Genomic DNA, 12,364 nt, shown 5'->3' on the forward strand with positions numbered 1-12,364 from the left:
CCGCCCCTCAGACCCCTCGAACCAGAGACAACGGAGAGCCGCGATGCGGAAGATACTCATAGTCGGAGCAGGCCAGTCCGGGCTCCAGCTGGCCCTGGGACTCCAGTCCAAGGGCTACGAAGTCACCCTGATGTCCAACCGCACCGCCGACGAGATCCGCACCGGCCGGGTCATGTCGACGCAGTGCATGTTCCACACCGCGCTCCAGCACGAGCGGGACTACCAGCTGAACTTCTGGGAGTCCCAGGCCCCGAAGATCGAGGGACTCGGCGTCTCCGTCGCCGCCCCCGACTCCTCGCGCGCCGTCGACTGGGTCGGCAAGCTGGACGGCTTCGCCCAGTCCGTCGACCAGCGCGTGAAGATGGCCGGCTGGATGGAGACCTTCGCCCAGCGCGGCGGCCAGCTCGTCATCCACGGGGCGGCCGTCTCCGACCTGGACTACTTCTCCCGCACCTACGACCTGGTGATGGTCTCGGCCGGCAAGGGCGAGCTGGTCTCCATGTTCGGCCGGGACGCGGCCCGTTCCCCCTTCGACGCCCCCCAGCGCGCCCTGGCCGTCGCCTACGTCCACGGCATGGGCCCGCGCCCGGAGCACCCGGAGTTCGACGCGGTCCGCTGCAACCTGGTCCCGGGCGTCGGCGAGCTGTTCGTCATGCCGACGCTCACCACCTCCGGCCGCGCGGACATCCTCTTCTGGGAGGGCGTCCCGGGCGGACCGCTCGACGCCTTCCAGGGCATCAAGGACCCCTCCGAGCACCTGGCGAAGACGCTGGAGCTCATGGAGAAGTTCACTCCCTGGGAGTACGCCCGTGCCACCAAGGTCGAGCTGACCGACGCCAACGGCACCCTCGCCGGCCGCTACGCCCCCACGGTCCGCAAGCCGATCGGCCGACTGCCCGGCGGCGGCCTGGTCCTCGGCGTCGCGGACGTCGTCGTGGCCAACGACCCGATCACCGGCCAGGGCTCCAACTCCGCATCCAAGTGCGCGAACGCCTACCTGGACTCGATCGTCGAGCACGGCGAGAAGGAGTTCGACGCGGCGTGGATGCAGTCCACGTTCGACCGTTACTGGGAGACCGCGCAGCACGTCACGAAGTGGACCAACGCGATGCTCGGCGTCCCGCCGGAGCACGTGCTGAACCTCATCGGCGCCGCCGGTCAGCTCCAGCCCGCCGCGGACCGCTTCGCCAACGGGTTCAACAACCCCGCGGACTTCGAGAACTTCTTCTACGAGCCCGAGAAGACCAACGCGTACCTGGCCTCGCTCTCCGGCGCCTGAGCGGACCGCCCACCGCTTCGGCGGCCGGACCAGCACCGTCGATCCGGCCGCCGAGCCGTCTCCGCTACGAGGCGTCGGGCGCCGCGTCCGTGCCGTACCCCGTGTCCGAACCGTCGCGCGCGCCCTCGGGCAGCTCCGGGCGGGTGTACGTCGGCAGCGGGGCGCCGCCGGGGTCGGGCCGGACGGCGCCCAGCAGCGGGTTCGCGGCGAGCGGTGAGACCTTGACCTCGGTGCCGGGGCGGGGGGCCTGGACCACCAGACCGTCGCCGATGTACAGCGCCACGTGGGTCGCCTTCGGGAAGTAGACCACCAGGTCCCCGGGGCGCAGCGCGGACACCGGCACCTTCGGGAGCCGCTTCCACTGTTCCTGCGAGGTGCGCGGGATCGTCCGCCCCGCCGAGGACCAGGCCTGGGACGTGAGCCCGGAGCAGTCGAAGGAATCGGGGCCCTCGGCCCCCCACACGTACGGCTTGCCGATCTGCCGGACCGCGTACGCGACGGCGTCACCGCCCTGTCGGGTGGGCGGCCGGGCGGAGCTGAGGGCCCCGGAGGCCACCAGTTCGCGCTGCGCCTCGTCCACGCCCCGCTGTTCGAGGCCGGCGACCTGCGCAAGCTGCTCCTCGGAGAGCGTGGCCAGCAGCCCTTCGACCTCCTTCAGCCTTCCGCGCACGGTGTCGCGCTGCTTCTTCTGCCGCTCTGCCAGCTTCTTCTGCTGGTCCAACGCCTTGCGGGAGGCGGCGGCCAGCCGGTCGGCCCGCCGGGCGTCGTCGGTCAGCCGGCCCATCGTCGCCGCGCGGTTGGCGGCCAGCCGCTCCACCACATGGGTCTGGTCGAGGGCCCGCAGGGGGTCGCGGGACAGCAGCAGCCGGAGGTAGGCGGAGAACTCGGTACGCCCCTGGTACTGCTCCCGGGCCAGCCGCCCGGCCTCCCCGCGGCTGCGTTCCAGCGCGGCCCGCGCCTTCGCCAGGTCCGTGCTCACCTGCTTCACCTGCGCGGTCCGCCGCTTCAGCTTCTCCGCGGTGGCGTTGTAGGTCTCGCTCGCCTCCTCCGCCGCCTGATAGCGGGTCTGGAGCTCGCGCAGCAGGGCGGCGACGCTCCGGGGCGCCTCGGGCGCGGCGAGGGCGGTCTCGGCGTCGACCTCGGCCGCGTCGGTGTCGGTGTCGTCGTCGGCCGCGTCGGTGTCGGCGTCCCCGGTGTCCGTCGCGGCGTCGGCCTCCGCCGCGTCGGGCTCGTCCGGTTCCTCCGCCGCGCCGGACGCGTCGGGTTCCTCCGGAGCGTCGGGGCCGGCCGTACCGGAGGCCTCCTCGGACGGTACGGGCCCCGGCTCGGACGACGCGGTGGTGGTGGGGGAGACCGTGAGTGCCGCGGCCAGCGCGGTCGTGCAGACCACGCGCAGGAGCCTGCCTGACACGACATCACCTCCGGGACGGAGACGGAGCCCGGCTACGGACTCGTCCATACATGGGCGAATCCGATCATCCGGTCATGTGATGTCAGGCGATGCAAGCACCGCGCCGCGTGCCGCCCGGGGACCCCCCGGACGGCGGCGGCGGGGGAGGGAGCGGCCGACGGACCGGATCCTCAGGCCACCGGGAAGGCGTAGAAGGCCCTGTCGCGCTGGATGACGACGGTCTCCCCGGCGGCGAACGCCCGGTACGAGGCGCTCACCGTCGCCCCCTTCGGATCGGCCGATCCGATGTCCTGGAACTTCCACAGCCGCTCGCCGTCGGCCGCCGAGAACGCCGTGACCTGGACGGCGTCGGCGGCGATCAGGGTCTTCTCGCTGCCGCTGAGCGTGAGCGACGGGGCGTTCCCGATGCCCGGCACCTCCGTGGAGCGCCGCCACACGAGCCGGCCGCTCCCGCGCTCCACCGCGCCGACCAGCCGGCTGCGCTCGGTGGTGTGGATCAGGGGTCCGGCGACCAGCGGGGTGCCGAACGCCGAGCCGGCGCTGCCCTCGACGCGCCACAGCGGCTTCGCCGTGTCCGTCTCGAAGGCCTGGAGGTCCTTGCCGACCGCCGCGTACAGCGACCCGTCCTCGTCACCCGCGGTGGCCGCCTCGGGGGAGACCGCGCCGTAACTCCTGGTCCACAGCAGCTTGCCGGTCTTCTGGTCGAACGAGCGGACGGAGCCCTTCCCCTTGGCCGCCTTGAGCTCCGCCGCCGTCAGGCTGACCGCGTCCTGCCGTACGAGGATGTCGGCGGAGCGGTCGCCGACCACCCGGTAGACGGGGGCGCCGGGGGCGCGGCCCGCGGGCACGGGGGTCCGCCACAGCTCCTTGCGCTGCACGATGTCGTACGCGAAGAAGTGGGCCTGGACGACTTCCCTGTCCTTGCCCTGCTTCTTGCCCTTCTTCGGCTTCGGGGCCTTCACGGTGACCGTGTGCGAACCGGTGAACCAGACGACCGGCCCGGAGCTCCCGGCCGGCCGCCCGACGGCGAGGCCCGGCAGGTCGCCGAAGGCGTCCGTGTAGCGCTCGCGGTGCACGACCTTGCCGTTCTTCGGCGACAGCCACAGGAACTCCGTCGGGCTCGCCACGAAGACCAGATCGGCGCCCGCCGCCAGCGCGGCCTGCCCCTTCGCCCCGTCCGCGCGCTGCCACAGCCGCTTGCCGGTGCGCAGGTCCACGGCGCTCGCCTGGCTCTCGCTGGTCACCACGAGCAGTTCGTCGCGCCATACGGCGGCGGTGAGCGGGGAGGACTCGGAGGCCGGGTGCGCGTAGCTCCAGCGCGGCTCGGGGGGCTGCCCGGGGAGCGTGCGGCGGGGCTTCGGCGCGGGCTTGTCGTCCGTCGCCACCGCGGTGTCCTCGGAGCCGAGAGCGGCCACCGAGCCGCCGCCCACGATCAGCCCGCCGACGGCCGCCGCCGCGATGGTCAGCAGGGTCCGGCGGCTCGCTGCGGGGTCGGGCGCCGGGGCCGGCGCGGGAGGCAGCGGCAAGGACACCATCGGGCCCCCGGCCGGGCCCCCGGGGCCGGCGGGCCCGGCCGGGAGCGCCGCGGCGGGGTACGGAGCGGGTCCGCCGTGCGCGGGCCCCGGCTGCCGCGGGGCGGTGGGGCCGCCGGGCAGGGCGGGCGGCAGGGGTCGCGCCGCCGGGGCGGGGGCGGCCTCCGGGGGTGCGGTGAGCTCGTGGGGGAGGGCGAGCTGGGTCGTCGGGCGGTCGTTCCGCGGAGGCCGGGGCCCGGTGTTGAGGAAGCGGGTGGTGCCGCGGTCCTCCCCGATGCCGCCGTCGCCCGCGGGGACCACCGCGGCGGGCGCCCCCGACGCGGGCCCGTCCGACGGCGCGGGCAGCGGCCGGGCGTCCTCCGGCTCCGGGGCCGTACGGGCGTCCTCCGGCTCCGGGGCCGTAGGGGCGTCCTCCGGCTCCGAGTCCTCCCGCGGCACGTCCAGGGCCAGGACCCGCGCCTCCTGGTCCGCGACCGCCGCCGCGAGGGGTTCGGGCAGCCAGCCGCCCCGGGCGAGACCCGCCGCGCCTTCCAGGGCCAGTTGGGCGGCGACCGTCCCGGCGGTGGGCCGCTCGGCCGGGTCCTTCGCCAGACATCGCGTGATCAGCTCGCGCAACGCCTCCGGCACGGCGTCGAGTTCGGGCTCGTCCTCGGCGATCCGGCGGGCGGCCTCCTCTGCGGGCCCCTCGGTGAACGGGGTCGTCCCGGTCGCCGCGTACGCCAGCAGCAGCCCCAGCACGAACAGGTCGGAGGCGGCGGAGACCTCCTTGCCCTCGATCTGCTCGGGCGTCAGATAGCCGAGCCGCACCGAGAGCTGGCCGCCCGGCCGGGCCTCCGCCGACGCCGCCGCGCCCAGCGGGCCGAAAGCGGTGAGGCGGGGCCCGTCGGCGGCCAGCAGCACCGTACCGGGGGCCAGCCCCTGGAGCACGGCCCCGGCGGCGTGCACCCGGGAGAGGATCTCGGCGATGCCCGCGCCCAGTATCCGCAGGGCCCGTTCGTCCAGGGGGCCGGCGATCCCGATCGCCTCGGCCAGCGGCAGCGCGGGGACGTACCCCGCGGCCGTCCACAGGGGTTCCGGCCCCTCGGCCGGGGCCTCCGGCTCCTCGCCGGTGTCCAGGGGCTCGGCGACCCAGCCGCCCGCGAGGCGTTCGGCGGTGCGCGCCTCCGCCTGGAAGCGGCGGCGGTACGCCGGCAGGCCGGCCAACTCCGGGCGGGCGGCGGTGATGAGGGCCACCTCGCCGGTCGCGGTGTCCCGCGCCACGTACCGCACGGCGCTCGCGCCTTCGTGGAAGCGGGCCAGCGCGGTGAAACGGCCGAAGCGGCGTGGATCGTCCTGACGCAGCGCCTCCATGGCGCACCCCCCTTGTGACCGTCCTGCGGCGGCCGGGTGACCCGTCCCCCGGCGCCTGACCGTCGATCTTAGGGCCTGTGCCCCACGGGCGGTCGCCCGCCGCTCAGTCGCGGTCCGGGGGGCTCGGAGGAGTCCTGGACCAGGGCCACTTGAGGGTGCGCTGCTCGCGGCCCTCCGGCGCGTACGCGTACACCCAGCCGCGCTGGAGCCCGAGCCGCTTGGTGTAGCCCGCCGGGACCCGCCGATAGGCGTGGACGGTTGCGGGGCCGCCGTCGGGCGAGGGCACCGGGACCTCGTACCACTTCGGCGGATGGCCGGTCGGTCCGAGCAGGATCGGCAGGACCCGGCCGTCCAGGGGGCCGCCTCGGAAGGGGGTGTTCTCGCTTTTCACCCGGTCAGTCTGACGCAGCGGCGGCGGGCAGCAGGTGCGCCGCCTCCGCGACGATCGGAATCACCCGTTCCGCCAGCTGTCCGGCCGGGCCGTCGGAGGTCTCCAGGGCCAGCAGCTCGTTCACCACCGCCGCGGTCTCCGCGTCGGTGGCGGCGGTCGCGGCGAGCAGGGCGATCAGGTGGTCGACCAGCCAGCCGCGCAGCTCGGCCGCGTCCGGCCGCTTCCCGTCGTCCAGCCAGATCAGGGAGGCCGCCTCCACGGCGGCGATCCAACTGCGCACCATCATCCGCAGGCGCGGCCCGGCGCTCTGCTCCCCGGCGCCGCCCATCCGCCCCAGGTGGCGCAGGATCTCATCGGCGGCGGCCCGCCGCACCCCGTCCACGATCGTCGTCGTCCGGGAGGTCTCCACGACGCTGCCGCCGCGCAGCAGGGCGCTGAACCCGGTGTCGTGCTCGTCGACGAAACGCAGATAGCGGTCCAGCACCCGGGCGACCCGCTCGGTGGGCGGGCCCACCGGCGGCTCGGTGAAGCACAGCGTCAGCTCGTCGGCCGCCGAGCCGAGCGCGGCCTCGTACAACTGCTGCCGTCCGCCCGGGAAGTAGCGGTAGACGAGCGGCCGGGACACCCCGGCCGCCACCGCCACCTCGTCGAGCGAGACCTCGTCGGGCGCCCGGTGGGCGAAGAGGCCGAGCGCGGCGAGCAGGAGCTGGGCGCGGCGCTCCTCGACGCTGAGCCTGCGGTACGTCGCCCGGGGCGGCGGGACTGCGGCGGTGGAGGTCATGCCACCGACCCTAAGGCCTCGCGTCCGGATGATGCCGGGCCCGCGGGCCCCCCGCTCCCCGTCCGCACGGCTTTCAGGCCAGCAACCCGGAGCTGCGCCACAGCCGCCGCCCGACGCCGTTCAACAGCCCGATGTCGTCGAAGAAGTCGGTCAGCCGTTTCGCGCCGGACTGCATCACCTCGGCGCGGTGACCGCTGGCCCTGACCTGGGCGACGGCCTCGCGTCGGTCCAGGCCGACGTTCTCGTACACCTGCGGGTTGACGAAGCAGACGGAGAAGACCCGGGCCGCCTCGCCGCAGCTCACCTTGGTGAGTTCCCGCTCCCAGCGCGGGGCGGTCACCATCTGGCGGCGCAGCTCCTCGCGGGCGTACCGGACGTGCCGGGCCTCTTCGATCACATGGATCCGGGTCACGCCGCGCACCAGGGTCTGCACCCGCTCGTCCGGGAAGGTCAGGCGCTGCATCCAGTCGAGGACCTCCTCGCCGAGCAGGGTCGCGGCGAACGAACCGGGCGTGGTGGAGACGGTCTTCAGGACGCGCGCGAGGTTGTGGTAGACGCGCGGCACCGGATACGTCGGGGCGCCGCCCCAGTCGATCATGCGGCCGAACATGATGGAGTGCCGGCACTCGTCGGCTATCTCCGTGAGCGCGTAGCGGACGTGGTTGCTGGTCACCGGCTTGTCGTAGACGTGCCGGACCAGCAGCTGCATCAGGATGATCTCGAACCAGATGCCGAGCGAGGCGAGCGCGGCGCCCTCGTGCCGGGAGAGGTCCAGGCGCTGCTCCTCGGACATGCGGTCCCACAGCGGGGTCCCGTACAGCGAGAGCAGCTCCGGCGGCCAGAACCACTTGCCCTCCTCGACGGCCGAGTCCCAGTCGAGTTCGGTGTCGGGGTCGAAGGAGTGCTTGGCCGAGGATTCGAGCAGCCGCAGGGCGATCTGCTCGCGGTCGCGGAGCGGGCCGAGCGCGTCGCGGAGCGCGGTGGTGTCGCGAGCGGGGGCGGTCGTCATGGCGGGAGCACCTCACACGGATGGCCGGCAACGGGTGTTACCGGCGGTTACTCCTTATGAGACTAGTTGTCAGCAGTGCCCGTCAATCCCTTGGACGCGACTCCGTCCGACTTGTTGACTCACTGTCTACCAACGTGTGAACCTGCCGGGGAGGCGGCCGGTGCGCGCACTCAACTGCCTTCTGTGTCACGTGACTTGTCGATCACATTGATCACGCGGATCAAGCAGATCAGACGGATCACGCGGACCGCCTCGGCGGATCACACCGATCGCGCCGATCACGTCCAGCACGTCCGTCACGTCGAGCCAGTCGAGGCGAAGGAGCCGTCCGTGTCCACCCATGACCTCTACACCACTCCGCCCGCCGAACCCGTCTGGCAGGTCCCCGCCACCGGGGCCGCCCGGTTCAGCTGGGACTACGACGACGGCCGTGAACGCCTGCTCGCCCTCTACCAGAAGGGCAAGGACAAGCAGTGGGACGGCGACAAGCGCATCGACTGGTCCCTGGAGGTCGACCCCGCCGACCCGCTCGGCACCCCCGACGAGGCGCTCACCCTGTACGGCACCCCGCACTGGGCGAAGATGACGGAGAGGGACCGGGGCGAGCTGCGTACGCACTACACCTCCTGGCAGTTCAGCCAGTTCCTGCACGGCGAGCAGGGCGCGATGGTGTGCGCGGCGCGCATCGTGGAGTCCGTCCCCGACCTGGACGCCAAGTTCTACTCCGCCACCCAGACCATGGACGAGGCCCGGCACGCCGAGATCTACGGCCGCTTCCTGCACGAGAAGGTCGGCATGCTCTACCCGGTCAACGACAACCTCCAGGGGCTGCTGGGCGACACCCTGCGCGACTCCCGCTGGGACATGCCCTACCTCGGAATGCAGGTCTTGATAGAAGGCCTGGCGCTGGCCGCCTTCGGGATGATCCGCGACACCACGACCAAGCCGCTGCCCAAGCAGATCCTCGCGTACGTCATGCAGGACGAGGCCCGGCACGTCGCCTTCGGGCGGATGGCGCTGCGCGACTACTACGGGCAGCTGAGCGACGCGGAACTCCGCGAGCGGGAGGAGTTCGTCATCGAGGGCTGCTACCTGATGCGCGACCGGCTCAGCGGCGTCGAGGTCCTGGAGAACTTCGGCATCGGCAAGCAGGAGGCGAAGGACCTCACGGAGCGCTCCGAGTTCCTCCAGCTGTTCCGCAAGCTCCTGTTCAGCCGGATCGTCCCGTGCGTGAAGGACATCGGCCTCTGGGGCCCGCGGCTCCAGAAGGCGTACGTCGACATGGGCGTCCTCGAACTCGGCGACTCCAACCTCGACCTGCTGATGTCGCAGGACGAGGAGATAGCCGAGGAACTGGACCGCGAGCGCTTCGCCGCCGAGGAACAGGCCCGGGTGGCGGAGGTCGCGGAGGCGATCGGCGAAGGCAGGCAGGTGGCCTGAAGGGCTCCCCGGATACCGGATGTACGCCACGGGGCCCGGCGGGCCAGGATGGAGGCATGACGACGAACGCGACCACAGCCGCGGGCCGCTCGGCCGCCCGCCGCAGCCTCGAAGCGCTCGCGCTGGGCGACGCGTTCGGGGAGCGGTGGTTCCCCCTCTTCCGCGCGCCCCGGCAGGCCGTGAACGAGATCCGGGCCCGCCGCACCCCGCCGGAGCCCCGCTGGCACTGGACCGACGACACGGCCCTGGCCCTCGCGCTGACCCGCTCCCTCGACGAGCACGGCCACGTCGACCAGGACCACCTGGCCCTCTGCTACGCCCTGGCCTTCGACGCCGACCAGGCCCGCGGCTACGGCCACGGCATGCACCTCCTGCTGCCCCGACTGCTGGAGGCGCCGGCCGACTGGCGCACCCTGGCCCCCGGACTCTTCGACGGCGGCAGCCTCGGAAACGGCGCGGCCATGCGGGTCGCGCCGCTGGGCGCCCGGTTCCACGAGGACCTGGACCACGTCGCGGCGCAGGCCGTGCTGTCGGCGGAGGTCACCCACGCCCACCCGGACGGCATCGCGGGCGCGGTGGCCGTCGCGGTGGCCGCGGCGCTGTCGGCGCGCGGCGAACTGGTGCTGGACGCGGTGGCGGACCGGACGCCGGAAGGACCGGTACGCGACGGAGTGCGGCACGCCGCGCGGACGCCGTTCACCACCGAACCGTGGAAGGCCGCGGACCTCCTCGGCAACGGACAGCGCATCCGGGCCGACGACACCGTGCCCTTCGCGCTGTGGACCGCCACCCGCCACCGCGACGACCTGGAGGCGGCGCTCTGGGCGACCGCGGAGGGACTCGGCGACGTCGACACCACGTGCGCGATCACCGGGGGCGTGGTCGGGGCGGCGACGGGGACGGCCGGTGCGCCGGAGGACTGGCTGCGCCGACGCGAGCCGTTGGGCTGAAGGGCCGGACCGGCGGGCCGGGGGCGATGCTCTCGACCTGATACCGATACCGGCCTCATCGAAATTCCGTTCGCAAACGTGTCGTACGGTGAGCGCATGACCACCCCGCCGCACCCGCCGCAGGGCCCGTACGGGCCGCCGTCCCCGCAGAATCCGTACGGCCAGAACCCCTACGGCGCGCCGCCCGCCGCGCCCGGTTCCGTGCCGCAGCCGCCGCCCTACGGCTACCCGCAACAGCCCCCGGCGCAGCCCCAGCAGGGCGGCTGGGGCCAGCCCGGCATACCCGGCGGCTGGCCGCCCCAGGGCCCGCAGCCGCCGCGGCGCAAGCGGACCGGACTCGTCGTCGGGATCGCCGTCGGCGCGGTCGTGGTGGCGGGGGCCATCGTCTTCGGCGTCACCCAGCTCGCCGACAAGGGGACCGACCTGGCGTACCCGAAGGCGGAGTACCGGCTCCTCGTGCAGCAGAAGCTCCTGGACGGCGAATTCCGCCTGGGCCAGGACCTCTCGGAGACCGAGGGCAAGGAGATCGAGGACACTCCCGACCCCAGCATCCGGGACGGTGAGGCGGTCGTCGCGCACTACACGTCGGACAAGGGCGGCGCCCTGGTGCTCTCGGGGATGTACGGGCGGCTCGCCAGCCCCGGCTTCATGCGCGGCAAGATCATGGAGGGTGCGGCGGAGGCCGACGGGGCGAAGCTCGTCGTGCCCGCCGAGGAGTTCACGCCCGAGGGGTACGACATCACGATCGAGTGCCAGGTCGTGCAGTCGAAGGAGGCCGGTGGCGTCGCGAACATCCCGATGTGCGCCTGGGGCGACGACAACACCGCCGCGATGATCGCGGTGATCCGCCCGGAGAGCGTGCTCAAGGACGCCGAGTCCATCGACCTGGCCGCGGTCGCGGCGGAGGCGGCCAAGGTCCGCGAGGAGGCCCGCAAGCCGATCGGCTGACCGGCGGCGACGGGCCGGCGGGGACCGAGCGGCGGCCTGACACCGGACATGTGACGGTTGGCCCCTGACGACCGGACGCCGGGACCGGGCGTCGGCTCCACCCGCCGGAGCCCCGCCCCCGCCCCGCCCGTCAGCGGTTCGGGGCGGGGGGCGGGCTCGGCGCGGCGGGCAGGGCGCCCTCCACCGCGCGGGCCGCGGCGAGCAGCCGGACGTCGGCGCCCCGCGCCGCCGCCACCTGGAGTCCCACCGGGCAGCCGTCCCCGGTGAACCCGGCGGGCAGGCTCGCCGCCGGATGCCCGCTCAGGTTGAACACCCAGGTCAGGGCCGTGGAGTAGAGGGCCCCGGGACCCTCGTGGCCGTGCGGCCGGTTCGGGGTGGCCGGGGTCAGCAGCAGGGCCCCGCCCGCGAGCAGCGCGTCCAGCCGCTCGTCGTTCTCCCGCCGCACCCGCACCGCGCCGGGATCGTCCGGCGCCCCGCCCCGTATCGCCGTCCACGCCCCCACCGGGTCGAGCAGCGCGGCCTCGCGCCCCAGGAGGCGTACGGTCCCCGCCGCGACGAGCCGGTCCACCGCGGCCCGGACGACGGCCGCCACCTCCGGGTCCACCTCCGCGTACCCGAGGTCCTCGCTGTACACGGCGGGCAGCGGGAGGGCGGGAGCGGTGACCGGTTCGTACCCGTCCAGCATGTGGCGCAGATACGGTTCCGCCGCGTCCGCCGACCGGGCCAGCACCCCGGCCGAGGCCAGCCCCGACCGGTCGGGGGAGGGGAGCAGCCCGTTCGTCGTCTTCAGCCCGAACACCCCGCACCAGGCGGCCGGGATGCGGACCGACCCGGCCCCGTCGCCGCCCGTCGCCAGTTCCGCCATCCCCGCCGCCACCGCGACCGCCGACCCGGCCGAGGAGCCGCCCGGAGTACGGTCGGCCCGCCACGGGTTGACCGTACGGCCGTGCGGACCCAGGCCCCAGGTCTGCCAGTGGGCGCCGGGCCCGGGCACCGAGGTCGCACCGACCGGGGAGCCGCCCGCCGCGAGCAGCCGACGGGCCGCGAAGGACCGGATCCCGGAGGGGCCCTTCACCGCGAACGGCAGCCCGCCCAGGGGGAGTCGGCGCGCCACGGCCTCCCGTTCCCGGGCGAGCGCTTCGTCCGGCCAGAGCTCGATGAACGCGCCCAGCGCCGGATCCAGCCGGTCGATCCGCTCCAGGGCCCGCGCCACGGCGGAGGTCGTCCGAGTCATGGGCCCAGTCTGCCGTGCGCTCCGCCGTGCGCTCCGCCG

10 protein-coding genes are annotated in these 12,364 nt (G+C 74.1%); 4 read left to right on the forward strand and 6 right to left on the reverse strand.

Annotated elements, in window-relative coordinates; all coding sequences use genetic code 11:
* Window positions 1-43: 43 nt before the first annotated feature.
* Window positions 44-1,279 (forward strand): styrene monooxygenase/indole monooxygenase family protein, encoded by a 1,236-nt coding sequence (locus DTB53_RS19635; RefSeq protein WP_012379055.1) that lies wholly within the window; start codon window positions 44-46, stop codon window positions 1,277-1,279.
* Between the two features lie 64 nt (window positions 1,280-1,343).
* Here the strand turns inward: DTB53_RS19635 and DTB53_RS19640 are convergent, their stop codons facing one another.
* From DTB53_RS19640 to DTB53_RS19660, 5 genes are all read right to left on the reverse strand, one after another.
* On the reverse strand, window positions 1,344-2,690 hold the full coding sequence (locus DTB53_RS19640) for a C40 family peptidase (protein ID WP_042496116.1): 1,347 nt from the start codon (window positions 2,688-2,690) through the stop codon (window positions 1,344-1,346).
* 170 nt (window positions 2,691-2,860) lie between these two features.
* Window positions 2,861-5,572, reverse strand: a complete 2,712-nt coding sequence (locus DTB53_RS19645; RefSeq protein WP_012379053.1) for an outer membrane protein assembly factor BamB family protein — start codon at window positions 5,570-5,572, stop codon at window positions 2,861-2,863.
* Between the two features lie 103 nt (window positions 5,573-5,675).
* Entirely contained in the window at window positions 5,676-5,963 is a 288-nt protein-coding gene (locus DTB53_RS19650; RefSeq protein WP_012379052.1) for a DUF8847 domain-containing protein, read from the reverse strand.
* A gap of 4 nt (window positions 5,964-5,967) precedes the next feature.
* Entirely contained in the window at window positions 5,968-6,744 is a 777-nt protein-coding gene (locus DTB53_RS19655; protein WP_012379051.1) for a TetR/AcrR family transcriptional regulator, read from the reverse strand.
* A gap of 73 nt (window positions 6,745-6,817) precedes the next feature.
* Window positions 6,818-7,753, reverse strand: coding sequence for an AurF N-oxygenase family protein (locus DTB53_RS19660; RefSeq protein ID WP_012379050.1), 936 nt, complete (start codon window positions 7,751-7,753; stop codon window positions 6,818-6,820).
* Window positions 7,754-8,083: 330 nt separating this feature from the next.
* Here DTB53_RS19660 and DTB53_RS19665 point away from each other — a divergent pair, with 330 nt between their 5' ends.
* The 3 genes from DTB53_RS19665 to DTB53_RS19675 all read left to right on the forward strand — a co-directional run bounded on the left by DTB53_RS19665 (window position 8,084) and on the right by DTB53_RS19675 (window position 11,091).
* Complete coding sequence (locus DTB53_RS19665) at window positions 8,084-9,193, forward strand: ferritin-like domain-containing protein (protein ID WP_012379049.1); 1,110 nt, start codon at window positions 8,084-8,086, stop codon at window positions 9,191-9,193.
* Between the two features lie 56 nt (window positions 9,194-9,249).
* A complete protein-coding gene (locus DTB53_RS19670) occupies window positions 9,250-10,143 on the forward strand; it encodes an ADP-ribosylglycohydrolase family protein (RefSeq protein ID WP_012379048.1) in 894 nt (297 codons plus the stop codon).
* A gap of 96 nt (window positions 10,144-10,239) precedes the next feature.
* Entirely contained in the window at window positions 10,240-11,091 is an 852-nt protein-coding gene (locus DTB53_RS19675) for a hypothetical protein (RefSeq protein ID WP_042496114.1), read from the forward strand.
* Window positions 11,092-11,221: 130 nt separating this feature from the next.
* Here DTB53_RS19675 and DTB53_RS19680 read toward each other — a convergent pair whose 3' ends face one another.
* Complete coding sequence (locus DTB53_RS19680; RefSeq protein WP_012379046.1) at window positions 11,222-12,325, reverse strand: amidase family protein; 1,104 nt, start codon at window positions 12,323-12,325, stop codon at window positions 11,222-11,224.
* Window positions 12,326-12,364: the final 39 nt, after the last annotated feature.

The organism is Streptomyces griseus, from assembly GCF_900460065.1.
GTDB lineage: Bacteria > Actinomycetota > Actinomycetes > Streptomycetales > Streptomycetaceae > Streptomyces > Streptomyces griseus.